The 18,655-nt window shown below is 68.1% G+C and carries 20 protein-coding genes; 6 read left to right on the top strand and 14 right to left on the bottom strand.

Going from position 1 to position 18,655, the window contains the following annotated elements; translation table 11 throughout:
- Positions 1 to 92: 92 nt before the first annotated feature.
- Positions 93 to 1,007 (top strand): LysR family transcriptional regulator, encoded by a 915-nt coding sequence (locus OH686_RS14560; protein ID WP_289533512.1) that lies wholly within the window; start codon positions 93 to 95, stop codon positions 1,005 to 1,007.
- Here the strand turns inward: OH686_RS14560 and OH686_RS14555 are convergent.
- Positions 993 to 1,175: a hypothetical protein gene (locus OH686_RS14555; RefSeq protein ID WP_289533511.1), complete on the bottom strand. Its 183-nt coding sequence runs from the start codon at positions 1,173 to 1,175 to the stop codon at positions 993 to 995. The genes OH686_RS14560 and OH686_RS14555 overlap by 15 nt on opposite strands.
- 17 nt (positions 1,176 to 1,192) lie before the next feature.
- Entirely contained in the window at positions 1,193 to 1,429 is a 237-nt protein-coding gene (locus OH686_RS14550) for a hypothetical protein (RefSeq protein WP_289533509.1), read from the bottom strand.
- Positions 1,430 to 1,485: 56 nt separating this feature from the next.
- Here OH686_RS14550 and OH686_RS14545 point away from each other — a divergent pair, with 56 nt between their 5' ends.
- Positions 1,486 to 2,046, top strand: coding sequence for an NADPH-dependent FMN reductase (locus OH686_RS14545; RefSeq protein ID WP_289533507.1), 561 nt, complete (start codon positions 1,486 to 1,488; stop codon positions 2,044 to 2,046).
- Here the strand turns inward: OH686_RS14545 and OH686_RS14540 are convergent.
- Entirely contained in the window at positions 2,043 to 3,527 is a 1,485-nt protein-coding gene (locus OH686_RS14540) for a flagellin N-terminal helical domain-containing protein (protein ID WP_289533506.1), read from the bottom strand. The two genes, OH686_RS14545 and OH686_RS14540, sit on opposite strands and share 4 nt — an antisense overlap.
- Before the next feature lie 155 nt (positions 3,528 to 3,682).
- Here OH686_RS14540 and OH686_RS14535 point away from each other — a divergent pair, with 155 nt between their 5' ends.
- The 3 genes from OH686_RS14535 to OH686_RS14525 are packed head-to-tail and all read left to right on the top strand — an operon-like array spanning position 3,683 to position 6,736.
- Complete coding sequence (locus OH686_RS14535; protein WP_289533504.1) at positions 3,683 to 4,612, top strand: ion channel; 930 nt, start codon at positions 3,683 to 3,685, stop codon at positions 4,610 to 4,612.
- On the top strand, positions 4,612 to 6,084 hold the full coding sequence (locus tag OH686_RS14530; protein ID WP_289533503.1) for a flavin-containing monooxygenase: 1,473 nt from the start codon (positions 4,612 to 4,614) through the stop codon (positions 6,082 to 6,084). The genes OH686_RS14535 and OH686_RS14530 overlap by 1 nt, the downstream gene beginning before the upstream one ends.
- A gap of 34 nt (positions 6,085 to 6,118) precedes the next feature.
- Positions 6,119 to 6,736, top strand: coding sequence for a glutathione S-transferase (locus tag OH686_RS14525; protein ID WP_289533502.1), 618 nt, complete (start codon positions 6,119 to 6,121; stop codon positions 6,734 to 6,736).
- On the opposite strand, the gene OH686_RS14520 is transcribed toward OH686_RS14525, so the two are convergent.
- The 9 genes from OH686_RS14520 to creC all read right to left on the bottom strand — a co-directional run bounded on the left by OH686_RS14520 (position 6,737) and on the right by creC (position 13,693).
- Positions 6,737 to 7,489 (bottom strand): PA3715 family protein, encoded by a 753-nt coding sequence (locus tag OH686_RS14520; RefSeq protein ID WP_289533500.1) that lies wholly within the window; start codon positions 7,487 to 7,489, stop codon positions 6,737 to 6,739.
- Between the two features lie 73 nt (positions 7,490 to 7,562).
- The gene (locus OH686_RS14515) at positions 7,563 to 8,075 is read right to left on the bottom strand and encodes a hypothetical protein (RefSeq protein ID WP_289533499.1); all 513 of its coding nucleotides are present in this window, start codon (positions 8,073 to 8,075) and stop codon (positions 7,563 to 7,565) included.
- 7 nt (positions 8,076 to 8,082) lie between these two features.
- Entirely contained in the window at positions 8,083 to 8,352 is a 270-nt protein-coding gene (locus OH686_RS14510) for a hypothetical protein (RefSeq protein WP_289533498.1), read from the bottom strand.
- 118 nt (positions 8,353 to 8,470) lie between these two features.
- Positions 8,471 to 8,773, bottom strand: coding sequence for a hypothetical protein (locus tag OH686_RS14505; RefSeq protein ID WP_289538984.1), 303 nt, complete (start codon positions 8,771 to 8,773; stop codon positions 8,471 to 8,473).
- 47 nt (positions 8,774 to 8,820) lie between these two features.
- Positions 8,821 to 10,173, bottom strand: coding sequence for a cell envelope integrity protein CreD (creD, locus tag OH686_RS14500; RefSeq protein ID WP_289533496.1), 1,353 nt, complete (start codon positions 10,171 to 10,173; stop codon positions 8,821 to 8,823).
- 221 nt (positions 10,174 to 10,394) lie between these two features.
- The gene (locus OH686_RS14495; RefSeq protein WP_289533495.1) at positions 10,395 to 10,829 is read right to left on the bottom strand and encodes a CBS domain-containing protein; all 435 of its coding nucleotides are present in this window, start codon (positions 10,827 to 10,829) and stop codon (positions 10,395 to 10,397) included.
- A 93-nt stretch (positions 10,830 to 10,922) separates the two neighbouring features.
- Positions 10,923 to 11,918: a hypothetical protein gene (locus OH686_RS14490; protein ID WP_289533493.1), complete on the bottom strand. Its 996-nt coding sequence runs from the start codon at positions 11,916 to 11,918 to the stop codon at positions 10,923 to 10,925.
- A 2-nt stretch (positions 11,919 to 11,920) separates the two neighbouring features.
- The gene (locus tag OH686_RS14485) at positions 11,921 to 12,184 is read right to left on the bottom strand and encodes a hypothetical protein (protein ID WP_289533491.1); all 264 of its coding nucleotides are present in this window, start codon (positions 12,182 to 12,184) and stop codon (positions 11,921 to 11,923) included.
- An 84-nt stretch (positions 12,185 to 12,268) separates the two neighbouring features.
- On the bottom strand, positions 12,269 to 13,693 hold the full coding sequence (creC, locus tag OH686_RS14480; RefSeq protein WP_289533489.1) for a two-component system sensor histidine kinase CreC: 1,425 nt from the start codon (positions 13,691 to 13,693) through the stop codon (positions 12,269 to 12,271).
- A 245-nt stretch (positions 13,694 to 13,938) separates the two neighbouring features.
- On the opposite strand from creC, the gene OH686_RS14475 reads away from it, so the two are divergent.
- Positions 13,939 to 17,754, top strand: a complete 3,816-nt coding sequence (locus OH686_RS14475; RefSeq protein ID WP_289533487.1) for an AfsR/SARP family transcriptional regulator — start codon at positions 13,939 to 13,941, stop codon at positions 17,752 to 17,754.
- Here the strand turns inward: OH686_RS14475 and creB are convergent.
- Both creB and OH686_RS14465 read right to left on the bottom strand, forming a co-directional pair.
- On the bottom strand, positions 17,751 to 18,437 hold the full coding sequence (gene creB, locus OH686_RS14470; RefSeq protein ID WP_137974783.1) for a two-component system response regulator CreB: 687 nt from the start codon (positions 18,435 to 18,437) through the stop codon (positions 17,751 to 17,753). The two genes, OH686_RS14475 and creB, sit on opposite strands and share 4 nt — an antisense overlap.
- 59 nt (positions 18,438 to 18,496) lie before the next feature.
- The gene (locus OH686_RS14465) at positions 18,497 to 18,637 is read right to left on the bottom strand and encodes a hypothetical protein (protein WP_289533484.1); all 141 of its coding nucleotides are present in this window, start codon (positions 18,635 to 18,637) and stop codon (positions 18,497 to 18,499) included.
- Positions 18,638 to 18,655: the final 18 nt, after the last annotated feature.

The following is an 18,655-nucleotide window of genomic DNA, read 5'->3' as shown; positions in this document are numbered from 1 at the left end:
TCTGAGTGGAGCCATCCTGCGCCGCAGTTTGCTTCCGATAAATACGAAGTGATCTACTCTGGCATCGATATCTATCAATGTATGGAGCCGCGATGCTCAGCCAACTACGTGACCTCGATCTGCAGCTGCTGCGCCTGTTCGTCAGCGTGGTGGAGAACGGTGGCTTCAGCGCCGCCCAGGGCGAACTCGGCATCGGCCAGTCGACCATCAGCACGCAGATGGCCAAGCTGGAGACACGCCTGGGCTTTCGTCTGTGCGAGCGCGGCAAGGCCGGCTTTCGCCTGACGCCCAAGGGCGAGCAGGTGCTGGCCGCCACCCGCAAGCTGTTCGGCGCCATCGAGACCTTCAAGGGCGAGGCCCAGGGCATGGCCGACAAGCTGCTCGGCGAGCTGCACGTCGGTCTCTCCGAGGCCCTTGCCGACGAGGTGCTAGAGCGGGTCGGCGCGGCCATCGGGCGCTTTCGCCGGCGCAACCAGGCGGTACAGATCGAATTACTCAGCGCCACCCCGGCCGAGCTGGAGCGGCGCCTGCTGCAGGGCCAGCTGCAACTGGCCATCGGCTATTTCTCCGGCAGCCAGACCACCCTCGACTACCGCCCGCTGTTCAGCGAGCCGCAGCACCTGTACTGCGGCCAAAGCCACCCATTGTTCGCGCGCACGCGGATCAGCCAGGCCGACCTGGACGACTGCGACCGCGTGTTGCACCCCTATCGCTTCATCGCCGCCGACGAGCCCTGGCAGTCCGGCAGCAGCAGCGCACGCTGCGAGCAGGTCGAGGGCAGCCTGGCCTTCATCCTCTCCGGCGCGCATATCGGCTACCTGCCACAGCACATCGCCGCACCCTGGGTCGCCCGCGGCCAGTTGCGCACGCTACAACCGGAGCGGCTGGGCTTTAGCGTCGAGTTCCGCCTGGCCCAGCACCGTGGGCGCCAGCCCAGCGAGGCGCAGCAGGCCTTCAGTGAAGACCTGCTGGCGAGCTTTGCTGACCAAGGCTCAGTGGCGCGGTGACCGCCCCGCGTGATCCCGCTGGCGCAGGCGCTCGGCGAGGACATCGAGTGCCTGCAGGGCTTGGTGGATGCCGTGGTGGAGCGAGCGCGACGCATGTGCCGCAGAGGCAGCGGCGAGATCCTCGGCTTCGAGTTGGTAACGCGGGTCGAAGAGGCTGAACCTATCCATAACCAATTCCTCACGAATCATGGCCGGCGCGATATGCGCAGGCACAGTAGGGCAGTGACGGGCATCGGGGGATTGTTCTTGTTCGGCCAGCGTGCCGCCGGTTGGTGACACGCATGCAGGCTATGACCCACCTGCGTGCCGGCGGTTTCGCCGCCGTTGATCAATTTCTGCGCAAAAGCCTTCGCGAGCAATCCGGCGAAATGTCGCAGCCCGGCCAAGCCGCGCGCCAGAGCGGCGTAATCGACGAGGCGCACTATAGTTTCCTGCTCAGGTCTTCCATCCGTTCATCCACAGACTTACAGGAGTCACCATGAGCAAGGTTTACAAGGTCGCAGTCATCGTCGGCAGCCTGCGCAAGGCCTCGATCAACCGCAAGCTGGCGCTGGCACTGGCCGAACTGGCACCGCCATCGCTGCAACTGCAGATCGTCGAGATCGGCGAGTTGCCGCTGTACAACGAGGACATCGACGTCAGCCCGGCACCAGCGGCCTACACCCGCTTCCGCGAAGAGGTGAAGAGCGCCGACGCACTGCTGTTCGTCACCCCGGAATACAACCGCTCGATCCCGGCGCCCATGAAGAACGCCATCGACGTCGGTTCGCGCCCCTACGGCCAGAGCGCATTCGGCGGCAAACCCGGCGCCGTGCTCAGTGCCTCGCCGGGCGCGGTCGGCGGCTTCGGCGCCAACCACCACCTGCGCCAGTGCCTGGTGTTCCTCGACGTACCCGTGCTGCAGCAACCCGAGGCCTACCTGGGCGGCGCCGGCAGCTTCTTCGACGACAACGGCAAGCCGAACGATGGCATCAAGGGCTTCCTGCAGAAGTTCATCGACGCCTACGCGGCCTGGGTGGAGAAGAATCTGAAGGGCTAGAGCCCCTGCAGCAGGCTGAGGATGGCCTGCGGGCGCTGGTTGGCCTGGGCCAGGATTGCCGTCGCCGCTTGCTGCAGTATCTGGTACTTGACCATATTGGAGACTTCCGCGGCGTAGTCGGTATCCCGGATCCGGCTGCGTGCAGCGGAGAGGTTCTCCGACATGTTCTGCAGGTTGGCGATGGTGTATTCGAGGCGATTCTGCACCGCACCGAGATCGGCCCTGGCGCTGTCGACGGAGGTGAGTGCGCCATCGATGGCCGCCAACGCCGTCTGCGCGCCGATGGCAGTCAGCAAACTGACTTCCTTGAGCTCTTCAAACCCGCTGGCTTGGCTGTTCGTGATGCCGAACAAGGTGCCTAGATCAGCCTGAGTGACGAACGACTTGCCGCTGTTCAAACGCACGACACCGATGGCGCGCATGGCCGAATCGTCGACCAGCGCCGCGGTGGAGGCCGTCAGCGCATTCTCCCCGGTGTAGTCGTAGTTCTGCGCCTGCGCGGTGCCCGCACCCTGAGAGAGGAAATCCTCCAGCGCGATATCGTCCCCCGCCTCGCTGACCAACCACAGGCGGTTGCCTTCCTCTCTAGCGGAAATTCCTGTCTTGGCGGCTTCGGCATTGATCGCCTGGACCATATTACCGATGTCGCCATTCTCGATCCTGGCACTGACGCTCACCGCGCGGCTGTTAGCGCCATAGAGATTGAACGAGAAGGTATCGTCGCCGGTGAAAGTCAGCTGCAGCACGGTTCGCGCATCCGCCTGCACGCCTGTTCTGTCGGTCTGTTTGTTGATCGCCCTGGCCACCGAGGCGGCAGAGCCCTCGACGTCGACCGCGACGCTGTCCCTACCGGAAATGGTCAGCTCAGCGGTGACATCGTTATCCGGCAACGTACCCGCCTGCACCACCAGCCCGCCCAACTGGTCAGCGGACAGGCTGCCGGTGGTTTGATTGACCAGATCCTGGTAATGGGTACCAAGCCGGCTGGAATCAAAGTTGCCCAGTCCCATGGCAATGGTTTCATTGGCCTGTGCGCCAACCTGCAGGTTCACCGAGCCGAAGCTGCCATCGAGCAGCTTGCGGCCTCCAAAAGTGGTGGTTTCGGCGATGCGGTTCAGCTCCTGCTGCAGCTGGGCGGCCTCCTGCTGCAGGGCACTGCGCTCGCTACCGGAATTGGAACCGTTGGCCGCCTGCAGCGCCAAGTCGCGCATGCGCTGGAGGATATTGGTGGACTGCTGCAGCGCCCCTTCGGCAGTCTGCGCCAGGGATATGCCGTCGTTGGCATTGCGGATCGCCACACCCATGCCACTGATCTGGCTGCCTAGCCGGTTGGATATCTGCAAGCCAGCGGCATCATCCTTGGCGCTGTTAATGCGAAAGCCGGTGGACAGGCGCTGCATCGAAGTTTCCAGCGCGCGCGTCGACTCGTTCAGCGCACGCTGAACGCCGAGTGACGACACGTTGGTAAGAGTCAACGCCATGCAGACAATCCCTTGGGGACAGCAATTCCCTGGCCGATACCACAGGCCCAATCCGGCCTATCGCCAGAGCCATCGGCCATAGCGGGGAAATCTTTAGACCGTCCGTCTCCCTCATCAGGACGGGCTAGGCTTGTCTGCATTCGCAGGAGATTGCCATGTCCACCGAGCCACTCGACGACAGCCACTGGCTGGCCCCCGACCAGGATCGGCGCCAGGCCGAGGGGCTGGGCGCGGCGCTGGAGGTGCGGGCGCGCAGCGGCGAGTCCATGCGCGGCTTTCGCCTCAAGTACGCCAGTCTCGCCGGAGTCGACCTGGTGCATCACGGCAGCCGCGAGGGTTACGACCTGCGCGAGGCCGACCTGTATCGCGCCGACCTGCAGAACGCTCACCTTTTCGCCCTGAACCTGCGCGGTGCCTCGCTGATGAAGGCCGACCTGCGTGGCGCCAACCTGCACTGCGCCGATCTGCGTGACTGCAATCTGCTGGGCGTGCGCCTGGAGGGCGCGCGACTGGACAACGTGCTGTGGGATCGCCAGCTGATCCAGGAGCGCCGCGGCCGCGAGCGCCAGCGGGAAGGCGATGCGGAAGGCGCGCGGCAGGACTTCGAGGAGGCCGAGGAGACCTACCGCAACCTGCGCCTGCGCCTGGAGAAGGCCGGGCTGTTCGAGCAGGCCGGGCAGTTCTTCCACCGCGAGATGGTCATGCGCCGCCTGCAGATGCCGCGGCTGTCGAGCCGGCGCCTGTTCTCCTGGCTGGTCGACCTGTTCTCCGGCTACGGCGAGAAGCCGCTCAATGTGGTGCTGTTCTCCCTCGGCCTGATCGTCGCCTGCGGCCTGCTGTACTTCCTGGTCGGCGTGCGCCACGGCGACCTGCCCCTGGGCCTGGCCCTGGAGCGCGGCCTGGCAGCCAACCTGCGCGACCTGCTCGACTGCCTCTATTACAGCGTGGTGACCTTCACCACCCTGGGCTACGGCGATATCACGCCCCACGGGCTGGCGCGGCCGATCGCCGCCTTCGAGGCCTTCGCCGGCAGCTTCACCATGGCTCTGTTCGTGGTGGTGTTCGTGAAGAAGATGACCCGCTGATGCAGGGCGAACCGATCGTGTTGGCGGTGCTGGTGATCGGCGCCGGCTTCTCCGGCATCGGCATGGGCATTCGCCTGCGCCAGGCCGGCATCGAGGATTTCCTGATCCTCGAACGGGCCGCCGAGATCGGCGGCACCTGGCGCGACAACCATTACCCGGGCGCCGCCTGCGATGTGGAATCGCACCTCTACTCCTTCTCCTTCGAGCCGCGTGCCGACTGGTCGCGCAAGTATTCCGGACAGGCGGAAATTCTCGACTACCTGCAGCACTGCGTGCGCCGCTACAGCCTGGCGCCGCATATCCGCTGCAACGCGAGCATGACGGCGGCCCGCTACGACGAAGCCGGCGGCCAGTGGAGCGTGCAGCTGGCGAGCGGCGAACTGCTGCGCACGCGGGTGCTGATCAGCGCGGTCGGCGCGCTCAGCGAACCGGCGATTCCCGCGCTGCCGGGCCTGGCCGACTTCCGTGGCGTGCGCTTCCACTCGGCGCAGTGGGACCACATGCAGGACCTGAGCGGCAAGCGGGTGGCGGTGATTGGCACGGGCGCCAGCGCCATCCAGTTCGTGCCGCCGCTTGCCGAACAGGCCGGCCAGCTGTTGCTGTTCCAGCGCACCCCGCCATGGATCCTGCCCAAGGCCGACCGCACCTTCAGCCCCGCGGAGAAAAGCCTGCTGCGCCTGCGTCCACTGCAATGGCTGTACCGCGCAGTGATCTACTGGATCAACGAATCGCGGGTGCCCGGCTTCGCCCGGCGCAGCGACTGGCTGCTCAAGCCCGCCGAACGCATGGCCCTGCACCACCTGCGCCGCCAGGTGCGCGACCCCGAGCTGCGCAAGGCGCTGACGCCGGACTACCGCATCGGCTGCAAGCGCATCCTGATCGCCAACGACTACTACCCGGCCCTGCAACGCGCCAATGTGCACCTGGTACGCAGCGCCATCGCCCAGATCGGCGCCGACCATATCGACACCCGCGACGGCCAGCGTCATGCGGTGGACGCACTTATCTTCGCCACCGGCTTCCGCGCCACCGAATACCTGCACGATGTCGATATCGTCGGGCGCCAGGGCCTGAGCCTGCACGAGGCCTGGCGCGATGGCGGCGAGGCCTACCTGGGCATCGCCTGCGCCGGCTTCCCCAACCTTTTCATGCTCACCGGCCCCAACACCGGCCTCGGCCACAGCTCGATGATCTTCATGATCGAGGCCCAGCTGAGCTTTATCCTGCAGGCCATCCAGCGCCTGCGCGGCGACGACCTGCGCAGCATCGAGGTGCACGCCGAGGCGCAGCAGGCATTCAACTCGCAGCTGCAGCGGCGCATGGCCAACACGGTGTGGACCAGCGGTTGCCGCAGCTGGTACCTCGACGCCCACGGGCGCAACACCACCCTGTGGCCCGCCAGCACCCTGGCCTACTGGTGGCAGACCCGACGCTGGCCGGCCGAGGCCTTCACCCTGGAGCCGAACGGCTGATAGGCTGCGTCAGCCAACCGAACGAGGAGCCAGCATGAGCACCATGACCCTGTACCACTCCCCCGCCTCGCCCTTCGTGCGCAAGGTGCTGGTGTTGCTCCACGAGACCGGACAGACCGAGCGGGTGGCCCTGCATTCGGTGCAGCTGACCCCGGTGGCGCCCAGCGCCGATGTGCTGCGCGACAACCCGGCCGGCAAGATTCCCGCCCTGCGCCTGGCGGACGGCAGCGTGCTGCATGACAGCCGGGTAATCCTCGACTACCTCGACAGCCAGCATGTGGGCGAGCCGCTGATTCCCACCGGCGGTGCACGCTGGCGGCGCCTGACCCTGGCCTCGCTGGCCGATGCCATCCTCGATGCCGCCGTGTTGCTGCGCTACGAGACCTTTCTGCGTCCCGAGGACAAGCGCTGGGACCAGTGGCAGGCGGCCCAGCAGGAGAAGATCGAACGGGCCCTGGCCTACTTCGAAGGCGAGTGCCTGGCCGAGCTTGCCAGCCGCTTCGACATCGCCGCCATCGGCCTGGCCTGTGCCCTCGGCTATCTCGACCTGCGCCAGCCGCAGCTGGGCTGGCGCGAGCGTAATCCGGGGCTGGCCGCCTGGTATGCGGATGTCAGCCAGCGGCCGTCGATGATCGCAACCGTGCCGAGCTGATCAGCGCAGACGCAGCAACTCTTTCGGCACCACATAGCGCTCGCCGTCGTAGGTCAGGCGGTAGCGCTGCTTCTGGTTATACCCCTCAACTGTCTCGCAGTCGTCACCACGCACCTCGTCGCGGTTGAAGGTGCGTTTCTCCCGCAGGACAAGATCATGATAGCCATTGAGCCCGGGCCGCTCGGCCAGCGCCAGGGTGCGCGACATCTCCCGCCAGGTCCCCGCGCAGCTGGTATCCCACTCGCCCACACTCTCAGCCATGACCAAGTCGCTGAGCACCGGGCGAATGGCATCGCCGTCCAGAACATAGAGACTCAGCGACTGCTCGGAAAACGGATTAGCTCGCGAACTACCCTCTCGTGAAATCCGTACGCCAAAGGCCAGCCGCCTCTCGCTCACCCAGTAGGGAGCGGTATCGAAGGCGATGCCAGACACATAGACCGCATCCCAGTTCAGCTCGCCCGGCAGCAGCTTCCTCACACTCACTTCGCCACTGGCGCTGCCAACCACCAGCAGTTCCAGATCGGTCTCGCCATAACCATCCTGCTCGACTCGAGGCAGCGGCACCGCCACCAGGGTCAGCTCCGCGCGCGCCGGCCAGACCTTGCATACCACCTTCTCCAGTGCCACATGCTGTTCCGTACCATAGGCACTGGCCAGTATCTGCGGCAACTGCTCACGGCACTCCCGCGCCTGCGCCTGCCCGCCAATCATCACTGCGGCCACGAGCGCCCACCTGCTTATCGATTTCATTCCTGGCCTCCCTGGCCCATATATCAAGCGACACAGTCTAGAGCGTCCGCACAAGGCTTTCTGGACATGGCACTCAACCGAAGTAGCCGAACACGATCAACCCCTCGGCCGGCAGCACCAGCAGCAACGCCTCGTCCTTGCGGGTATAGAAAGAGCCGGGGCTCTGCATGGCCAGCAGGATGCGGCGCTCTAGGTCTTCATCCGCAGCGGCGCAGGCCAGCGGCGGCCAGCCTTCGCTGATCTCCCCCGCCAGCACCGGTGTGCTCTGCCAGGCCTCGTAGTGGTAATAGTCGTCGGCGTAACCACGCGCCTGGCGGGCCTCGTCCAGCGCGGCCAGCCCCGAGTTGCTCAACGCATCGCGGGTCTCTCCTGACAGGCGAAACACCGCCACGCCGCAGCCCTCGCGAAAGCCGCTCTCGCCGCTGATCAGCACCACGCCGGCCGGCTCGATGGCCGCCGGCAGCGCATCGATGAAGTGCGAGCGCTCGAGCAGCTTGAACACCAGATACAGGCACAGCAATGCCCAGCAGTGCAGCAACACGGCGCGATGCAGCCAGCGCCCCAGCGTCCTTACCCAAGTTCTCATCGCCACCTCAAGCCAGGCAGTAGAACAGCCACAGGCCCAGCACCACCGCGGCACCGACCTGCAAGCCACGCCGCAGGCTGGCGGCACGATCGGGGTCGGCGATCTCCCAGGCCGGCCACTGCAGGGCCAGGCTGACCAGCGCCAGGGAGGTGAAGAAGCCATTGAACGGCCAGGACGGCAGCAACAGGCCGATCAATACGGCCAACAGATAGGCCAGCGTGCTACCACTCATCACGCCGACCAGCAGGTCCCAGGCATGCCAGCGGGCTAGCGACATTTCACAGGCTCCTGGCACCGGGTTGGCTGCAATGGCTGCAGGGGCACGAACAACCGCGCAATGCGCCGCGCCAGCAGATGCCCCAGACGCGCTTCCTCGCGCAGACCGACATGCCCGCTCATGCCCGGTACCACAGGCGGAAGAAGCCGGCGGCCAGCAGCAGGGCGACCTGGGCCAGGGCCACGCACAGCTGCAGGAAGGACTGCACGTGGGCGTTGCCGGCGGCATCGGAAACACCGGTCAGGCCATCCCAGAAGCCGCCCGGCAGCAGCGCCAGGGCGAGGCTGGCCAGCGGTCGACCGCTGAGGTTGAGGCCGTGGATCAGGTCGAACTGGCCGAAGAACATCAGGCCGACCAGGAGCATCCCGGCCACCACCAGGCCGAGGGCGAAACAGGCGGAAAACTGCATCAGTAGACGAATCATGGCGATCTCCTCAGGGGGCGCGGCCACCACCGCGCCCGTATCGATCAGGCGAGGGTGGTGGTCGGCTTGGCGATGCCGTACCAGTCGAGCTTGCGGGTCAGTACCATCACCGCGGCGAGCAGGCCGAACACCAGCAGCGAGCCCATCAGCAGGGCATAGTCCTCGGCGCTGAGCAGGGCGTAGAGCATCGCGTAGAGCCCGGCCAGGGCGGCGGTGAAGCCGGCGCCACGTAGCCAGCTGTGCAGCACGTGGCTGACGTAGAAGCCGATCAGCAGCACGCAGGCGGAAGCCGCCAGGGCATAGGCCTGGGCGAAGGCCATGTGCTCGGCCAGCGACAACAGCAGCAGGTAGAACATCGCCAGCGACAGGCCGACCAGGCCGTACTGCACCGGGTGCACGGACAGACGCTTGAGCACCTCGAAGAGGAAGAAGCCGGCGAAGGTCAGGGCGATGAACAGCAGGGCGTACTTCAGCGCGCGGTCGCTCTTCAGGTACTGGTCCACCGGGTCGACGAAGCTGACGCCGAACTGGCGGCCGAGGAAGGCGTTGCACTCGCCGGCATTGGCGCAGTCGTTCAGCGCCTCCTCCATGTTGGTGGCGAAGAAGCTGGTCTGCCAGCGGGCGCTGAAGCCCTTGGCGGTGATCTCGCGCTCGCTCGGCAGGTACTCGCCGATAAAGCTCGGGTGCGGCCAGTCGGCGCTCAGGTCGACCTGAGTCTCGCGGCCCACCGGGGCGATGCTCAGCTCGCCGGTACCCTGCAGCAGCAGGTCGAAGGCGAACTCCAGGCGCTGCGCCTGATGGGTGTCCGCCACCGCCATCGGCAGCGGCGCGTGCACACCGGCGCCCAGCAGCTGGTCGGCACTGCCCGGCTGGAAGGCCAGCTTGCGCTCGCCTTGCTCCAGCACCAGGTTGTTCTTGATGCCGCGGATGTCGCTGATGCCGACGCTGACGAAGGGCTCGCCGAAGCGGAAGTCGGCGAGATCCTCGGTCACGCCGAAGTTGGCCGGCACCTCGAAGTGCCCGGAGAGGCGGCTGTTGCTGTGGAACAGGCGCGCCTGGTAGATGCCGCGGGCGCGCAGCTCGGTGCCGATCTCGCCGCCGACGGCCAGGCGCTCCGGCAGGAAGTACACGCGGCCGCTCACTTCGCTCTCTTCCAGGTAGCGCTCGCCGGTCTTGTCGTGGGTCTTCCACTCGCGCACGGTCTTGCGATAAGGCACTACCAGCAGCGGGCCGGTGATCTTCTGGCTGTGGCTGGAACTGCGCGCGATGTCTTCCAACACGCCGTCGCGCAGCTCCTGACGCTCCTCGATCATGCCGTCGATCATGATGATCGGGATCATCAGCAGAATGATCAGCGCGGCGATGGCGCCGAGCTTGATCAGCAGGTTGCGATTCATGGGGAAACTCTCCTTGGGTTGGACCGTGTGGAGAGTCTCGACGGCGCCCATGGTGGCGCCGTGCGGGGATTGTGGAGAGCGTGTGGAGTTTGTGTGGGTCTGACAGCGGGTTGTGCTAGAGCCAGGCTAGGCGAAACGGGCCGAAGGAGCGGAGTTTACAGCGAGTAAATGAGCATCCTGAGGCCCGCTTCAACGACGCATGGCAGACGCACGGCCCGCTGTCACTCGCCGCGAATGTACTGCTCCAGCTGCTGGATCAGACTGGCCTGGTCGGCGATGGTCTGCTTGACCAGGTCGCCAATCGACAGCATGCCGATCAGCTCGCCCTCGGCCACCACCGGCAGGTGGCGCAAGCGATGGTCGGTCATCAGCTGCAGGCAGTGCTGCACGCTGTCACGCGGGCCGACGGTGATCACCTCGGCGGTCATGATCTCGCTGACCTTGGCCTCGAAGGCGCCGCGCTCCAGTTCGGCCAGCTTGCGCACGTAGTCGCGCTCGCTGACGATGCCCGCCAGGCGCCCTCCGGCCAGCACCAGCAACGCGCCGATCTTCTTCTCGGCCAGCAGCTTGACCGCATCCAGCACCGAAGCCTCCGGGGCGACGTGGTGGACGTAAGCGCTGGGCTTGGTTCTGAGCAGTTCCGCAACGGTCTTCATGCATCGCCTCCCCGGGCTGTTTGTTGTTCTCCGCCAAGCAGGATCTCTGCCAGCCGCAGTGCTGGCTCGACCTGTGACGAAGCATAGCCCAGCTCAGTCGAGGCTCCTCTGCAAGGCCGCCAGGTCGAGCTGGGCGACCGCCTGGCGCACCTTCAGGCCCAGGACCTGGTCGTTGAGAAAGCCCTTGTTGACCACGCTGATGGTCAGCAGCTGCACGCTGCTCGGCGGCAGGCCCGGCTGGAAGTAGCCCGGCTCGAAGGTCACGTAGTACACCGCGCCCGGATCGCTGCAGGGGGCGAACAGGCCGCGGCTACCACTGCTCTGGCAGGTCGGCGAGCGCCGTTCGGCGTCGGACATGGCATCGAGCGTGGCCTGCTTCTGCGCCGCCGTGCCCTGCCACTGGCGAATGAACTGCTCCATCTGATGACGACTCTCGGCGTCCGTGGCCTCGGCCAGTTGCTGCTGCAGGCTGGCGATATGCTCATGCTCGCTGGCCAGCAGCCCCTGCAGATAGCGCTGGCGGCTGACATGGGCGAACGGCTTGCGCCCGGCCTTGTGCACCACCACCACGTCCTTGCTGCCGACCTGCAGCACCGGCATGCCCTGCAGCCGGCGCGGCTTGACCAGCAGCTGGTAATAATCGCCCTGAGCGTCCTTGCCCACCGGATAGCCGAACAGCGCGCCCTGGTCATTGACCCGCATCTCGATCGCCGGGCCCTCGCCGTAGCCGCGCAGACCGCCGCTGACCGGGTCCTTGGCGCTGCGCGCCGGGTCGACCCGGCGCACCAGCAGGTGCGCCCAGCCACCGGCCGGGGCACCGCTCAGCGCGGCCGGCTGCTCGAACAGGCGAATGCTCTGATTGATGGCGAAGCCCTGCAGCGGCGCCAGTGCCCTGGTCTGGCGCAGCAGCGCCAGCAGATCGTCCAGGCGTGCGCGCAATTGCGGCACCTGGTCCTGGGGCAGCGGGCTGCCCTGGATGTCGAACCCCACCGGAGCGACCGAGCCGCGGGCGCTGCCCAGACCGTCGGCAACGGCAAGGGCACTGCCGCCCAGGCCCAGCAGCAGACACAGCAGGCGCAGGCCGGGCATGACTACCAGACCTCCGCGTCTTCGGCGGCCGGCTCGGCGCTGGGCGCCGGGACCCCGCCCTGCGCGGCGCTGTTCTGCTCGCGGTTGCCGGCGCTCTGCGCCGCCACCTGCACGGCCTTGACCGCCAGGCCCTGGTCGGTACCGCTGAGGGAGGTTTCCTGCATGGCGCGGCTGAGCATATCGCCGAGCAGGGCGTTCTGCCCGGAGCCGGTGCAACCGCTCAGCAGGCAGGCGAGAGTGAGTGTGGTGAACAGTGGACGAATCATCGGCGCGGCTCCTGGAATGGTGCAGCGGCCAGGGGCCGCTGCAGTCGGGAACCGCAGCCTGGCGGCGCAGCGTTCGCGAATCGTTCAGGCCAGCGGCAGGCGCAGGCTGGCGCGCACGCCGCCGGGTACGTTGCTCAGGGCCAGTTCGCCGCCGTGCAGCGCCGCTACCTCCTGCACGAAGTTGAGTCCCAGGCCGGTGCTCTTGCGCCCGCTGGCGGGGCGCGGCAGCGAATAGAAGCGCTCGGTCAGGCGCGGCAGGGCGTAGTCGGGAATCGCCTCGCCCTGGTTGAACAGCGCCAGCTCCACGCGCCCCTCGGCGATCTCGGCGCTGAAGCGCAGCTCGCCACCGGGCGGGGTGAAGTCGAGGGCGTTGTCCAGCAGGTTGGTCAGCGCCTGGCGCAGCAGGAAGCGCTCGCCGGGCACCACCAGGCCGGCGGCGATGTGGTTCTCGACCCTCAGGCCCGCTGCCTGGATACGCGCGGCCTGGGCCTGCAGCAGGCCGTCGGCGAGATCGTGCAGCTCCACCTCCACCCGCTCCTCCAGGCCCTGGCGCTGTTCCACCAGGGCCAGGTTGAGCAGGCGCTCGATCAGCTGCTGCAGGCGTGCGCCCTCGCTGGCGATATTGGCCACGAAGCGCTGGCGCTGCTCGGCGGGCATGTCGCTCTCGAGCAGCTCGGCAGCGCCGCGGATCGCCGCCAGCGGGCTCTTCAGCTCATGAGTCAGGGTATGCACGTACTGCTCGACGTAGGCCTTGCCCTCCAGCTCGGTGCGCATCTTCTGCACCGCCTGGGCCAGCTGGGTCAGCTCGCCGCCGCGCAGGGCCGGCAGCTCGGCGCGCTGACCCTGGCTGACCGCCTGGGCGTAGCGGGTGAGCTTGCGCAGCGAGCCGCTGAGCCACCAGGACAGCACGCCACCGATCAGCAGGCCGAGCACGATCAGCCCGGCGCCGAGCCAGCCCAGGCGGCGCTGGGAGCGCTCGATATAGGGCTGCAGCGACTGGTTGGGCTTGGCCACCGAGACCACGCCGATGATCTGCGTGCCGTCCTTGATCGGCGCCGCCACGTACATCACCGAGCTGTTCTCGTCGGCCGGGTCCTCGCGGGTCGAACGCGCGCCGTACTCGCCGCGCAGGGTCAGCAGCACGTCGTTCCAGCGCGAATAGTCCTGGCCGACGGCGACGCCGCTGGAGTCGAGCAGGACGATGCCCTTGGCGTCAGTGACGTAGATGCGGTGGCTCACCGCACTCTTCTGCACGCCCCAGATCTGCGCCTGCGGCTGGCGCAGACCGTAGGCCTTGAGCAGCTCCGGCCAGCGGCTCTGCTGCAGGCGCGCGTGCTTCACGTCGTCGCGCAGAATCTCGGCCAGCAGGTTGGCGGTGTCCACCAGGGTTTCCTCGGTGGACTGGCGCACGCCGGGGCGGATCTCGTCCATCACCGTGCTGAGCACGAACCAGCCGGCCAGGCCGACGAACAGGAAGTACACCAGGAAGATGCGAACGCCTAGCGGCATGGCCGCCCTCCCGGATGTGGCTTGGGGCTGTGGTGCATGGTGACGTCCCTGTGACAGGTTGGCCGAACGGTCAGCCAGGCTGGGCGGCCGTGGGCTTCGATGGCAGAATGATGCCGCGGTCATGGCCGACCATTGCCCGCAGGCATCGGCACACTCGAACGACAAGGCCAGCATACCGCACAACCGAACCGGATCTGCCCCACTCGCCACCGAGCCCGCGCCGCCCTGGCCGGGAAAGCTTTGACATGAACGTCGCCAGCCCTACCCAGCCGTTCGCCCTGAACCTGCTCGGCAGCTTTGCCGCCTCCTGGCATGAACAGCCGCTGGAAGGCTTCAACTACGACAAGATGCGCGCCCTGCTCGCCTACCTGAGCCTGGAGCACCATCGCGAACACAGCCGCGAGACGCTCGCCGCCCTGCTCTGGGAGTCCAGCCCCAGCGAGACCTGGCGCGGCAACCTGCGGCGCACCCTGTCCGACCTGCGCCGGGTGCTGGAAACCCCCACCGGCCTGGAACTGTTCGACGCCAGCAAGAACAGCCTGCGCTTCCTCCCCGACGGCCACATCGACGTGCTGCGCTTTCGCCGCGAGCCCCAGCGCTGCGCCAGCCATCCGGCCTGCCAGCAGTGCGCGAGCTGCATCGCCGAGCTGGAGGAGGCGGCGGCGCTGTATCGCGGCGACTTCCTTGCCGGCCTCGACCTGCCGGACTGCCCGGACTTCGAGGACTGGCTGCTGCTGCAGCGCGAGTCCCTGCGCTGCCACGCCCTGGCCCTGCTGGAGCACCTGAGCAACCTGTTCGAACAGCGCGGCGAACTGCAGCGCGCCCTGCCCCACGCGCGCCGCCTGGTCGAGCTGGATCCCTGGCAGGAAAGCGGCCAGCTGCGTCTGATGCGCCTGCTGGCGCGCAACGGCCAGAGCGCGGCGGCGCTGTCGCAGTACGAGAGCTTCCGCAACCAGCTGTGGAAGGAGCTGGGCGTACACCCGAGCAAGGACTGCCAGGAGCTGCAGCAACGCATCCGCGACGGCAAGCTGCAGCCCGCGGCGCCAGCGCCGGAAGCCCGCGCCGTGGCGGTGCCGCCACCGCCGGCCGAGCTGCGCCAGGTCACCGTGTTGTATTGCGAGATATCCGTCGCCGGCTGCGCCGACCCCGAGGAGGCCCTGGCCCTGCTCGGCGCACCGCAGGCCCAGTGCATGCAGGTGATCCGCGCCCATGGCGGCCACGTGGTACAGGCCCATGGCGGCGGCCTGCTGGCCTATTTCGGCTACCCGCATGCCCGCGAGGACGCCGCGCACATGGCCGTGCTCGCCGCCCTGTCGCTGGCCGCCGCCTGCGAGCCGGCCCAGGTGCGCTGCGGCCTGCACACCGGGCAGATCGTCACCGCGCCGGGCCAGCAGATTCCCGATGCCACCGGCTTCACCTCGGACATCGCCGTGCAGGTGCGCCAGCACGCCGACTACCAGCAGGTGGTCCTCAGCGGCGTCACCCATCGCCTGGTCGAGGGCTATTTCCGCTGCCTGCCACTGCACCGCGGCCTGGCCGGCCCGGGCGCCAGCACCGGCACCCTGTACCGCGCCGAGGTGGTCAGCGGCGCCCGTCACCGTCTCGCCGTGCAGCCGCAGCTCACCCCGCTGGTGGGGCGCGACCAGGAGCTGCAGCGCCTGCTCGACCTGTGGCAGCAGGTACACGACGAGGGACGCGGCCAGGGCCTATTGCTGAGCGGCGACCCCGGGGTCGGCAAGTCGCGCCTGGTGCATGAGCTGAGCAAGCGGCTGCCGGCCACCCTGCCCGGCCGCCAGGTGGAACTGCGCTGCCTGGAACAGCACCGCAGCGACCCGCTGTTTCCCTGCGCCGAGCTGATCCGCAGCCTGGCCAGTTTCGTGCCCGGCACCAGCCCCGCGCAGCGCTACACCCACCTGTGCGAAGTGCTGCGGGTGTTCGGCCTCGAGCCACAGAGCCACGATCTGGTCGCCGACCTGCTCGGCCTGCCGCTGCCGGAAGGCTCGCCGGTGGCGGCGATGCCCGGCGAGGTGTGGCGCGAGCGCATGCAGGAGATCCTCCTGACCATCGTCCGCGCCAACCCGCGCCAGCCGTTGCTGCTGGTGTTGGAAGACGCCCACTGGGCCGACTCCTCGACCCTGCAGCTGCTCGATCGCCTGCTGCGCGAGCCGGAGCAGCGTCCGCTGCTGATCCTCATGACCGCGCGCCCCGAGTTCCCCGGCCTGCCCTGGCGCGAGGCCGGCGCCCAGCAACTGACCCTGCCGCACCTGAGCCAGGACCTGGCCCGCAGCATGGCCTCGCGCCTGCAGGTCGACATAGACCAGGGCGACCTGCAGCGCGTGCTCGCCCTGGCCGACGGCGTGCCGCTGTTCATCGAGGAGCTGGTGCAGTGGGGCGCGCGTGACGACCGCCTGCAAAGCATTCCGCTGACCCTCAACGACCTGCTGATGGCGCGCATCGACCGCCTCGGCCCGGCGCGGGCCGTCGCCCAGCTGGCGGCGAGCATCGGTCGCGAATTCCATATCGAGCTGCTCGAAGCGCTGCACGACGGCGAGCCGGCTCAACTGCACGAACGACTCCAGGAGCTGCTGCGCAGTGGCCTGGTCAACCCCGGCAGCCAGCAGACCCTGTACCAGTTCAAGCACGCGCTGATCCACCAGGCCGCCTACCTGTCGCAGCCCAGGGCCCAGCGCCGGCGCACCCACGGGCGCATCGTCGAGGTGCTGCTCGAACGCTTCCCGGCCCGCGCCCAGCATGCGCCGGCCCAGGTCGCCCACCACCTCGGCGAGGCCGACCAGCACACCGAGGCCATCGCCTATTGGCAGCAGGCGAGCAACAACGCGCGGCGCATCTCGGCCAACCGCGAGGCCGCCGAATGCCTGCAGCGCGCCCTCGAATGCCTGGCCGAGCTGCCGGCCGAGGCCAGCCGCGACCGCCTGGAGCTGGAGCTGCAACTGGCCCTCGGCACCGTGCTCAACTCCGCCGAGGGCTATGGCGCGAGCGCCACCCTGGCGGCCTTCGCCCGCGCCCATGCGCTCGGCGCCCAGGTCGAGGATCCCGAGCTGCGCTTCCGCACCCTGTTCGGCATCTGGGGCGGCGCCGGCTCCGAGCAGACCCATGACCGCGTGCTGGAGCTGGGCCAGCAGGTGCTGGAGGCGGCGCAGCGCACCGGCCGCCCGGTGCACCTACTGATCGGCCAGAACTGCTGCCTGGTCGGCTCCTTCTGGGGCCGCCCGCTGCGCGAGACCCGCGCGCTGGCCGAGGCGATGATCGCCAACTGCAAGCCCGAGGTGCGCCTGGAGTGCCTGCACGATTACGGCGAAGACCCGCTGATCAACGCGCGCAACTACCTGCTGCTCGGCCTGTGGATCGCCGGCCAGGCCGAACGCGCGCAGACGGTCTGCCAGGAGCTGCTGGAGGACGCCCGCGCCGGCGGCTTCGCCAACGCCATCTGCTATTCGCTGGTGTTCACCTCGATGCTGCACTTCCTGCGCCGCGACCCGCAGCGGGTCGCCGCGATGGCCGCTGAAACCATCGAGCTATGCCAGCGCAACGGCCTGCAGGTGTGGCACGACATCGCCGATGTCATGGCCGGCTGGGCCCGCGTGGCCCAGGGCGATGCCGGCGGCATGGCGGATATCGAGCGCGGCGTGGCCGGCAATCGCCAGTCCATGTCGAGCATCGAGGTCACGCTCGGCACCCTGCAGCTCGACGCCCTGCTGCGCCTCGGCCGGCATGCCGAGCTGGTGCGCGAGGCCGAACGCCTGGGCGAGATCGCCGAGCGCCGCGCCGACCGCTACCTGATGCCGGAGCTGCTGCGCCTGCGGGTCGAGGCCCTGCTGGCGCTGGGGCGCGAGGAGGAGGTGGCGACGCTGCTGGCGCAGGCCGATGAACTGGCCGCCTACCTGGGCGCCGACGCCTGGCACCTGCGCCTGGCGATGACGCGCCTGCGCTGGCAACCGACGGCGGCGCACCGCGCGGCGCTGGCTGAACTGCTGGCCGAACAGGCCGCGAGCGCCGACCCGCAGGACCGCCTGGACGCCGAGGCGCTGCTCGCTGGCTAGGCGCTGCGCGGGCTGTAGCTGTAGCCCAGGCCGCGGTGGGTCTGGATCGGCTCGGCGTCGGGGGCCACCTGGCGCAGCTTGGCGCGCAGGCTCTTGATGTGGCTGTCGATATTGCGCTCGTAGCCGGCGTCGGCCGGCACGCCCAGGGCATCGAGCAACTGCTCGCGGGCGAACACCCGCTCCGGCTGCGCCAGCAGCGCCTGCAACAGGCGGAATTCGTGCCGGGTCAGCACCAGCAGCTGCTCGCGGTAGTGGATCTGTACCCGCTCGGCATCCACGCGAAACAGCCCGCCATCGGCAACGGCCGGCTCGCTCGCACGCGGCGCCATGCGCTTGAGGATGGCCTTGACCCGCGCCGCCACCTCGCGCGGGCTGAACGGCTTGACCACGTAGTCGTCGGCGCCGATCTCCAGGCCCACCACCCGATCGATCTCGGCATCGCGGGCGGTGAGGAAGATCACCGGTACCTCGGAGAAACGGCGCAGCCGCTTGCACGCCTCGAAGCCGCTGATGTCGGGCAGGCCGACATCGAGAATCAGCAGGTCCGCGGGGGTGCGCTGCTGGAACTCCAGGGCCGCCTCGGCCAAGTTGAGCCAGGTGGTGGTGAAGCCCTCGCCCTGCAGGGCGAACACCAGGGTGTCGGCGATGGCGGCTTCGTCTTCGACGATAAGGATGTGCGGCATGGCTTCCGTGCGGGGCTGGCGGTGACTGCCGGGCACGGTGCCGCATGCCGCGTATGGCGTCAATCGCGCCGGACCGGCCCGGCGACATACAGGCCGCTGAGGTATACCAGCAGCAGGCCGCCGGCGATCAACCACTCGTACATGGCGAACTCCTGGAATAGGTGGGCGACATCCCTGTCTGCCCGTGACACGCGTTGCAAGGGTGGGCGCCGTCCCTG

Source organism: Pseudomonas sp. SO81 (genome assembly GCF_030374125.1).
GTDB lineage: Bacteria > Pseudomonadota > Gammaproteobacteria > Pseudomonadales > Pseudomonadaceae > Aquipseudomonas.
The sequence above is the reverse complement of the archived record's forward strand: the minus strand, read 5'-3'. Positions and strand labels throughout refer to the sequence as shown.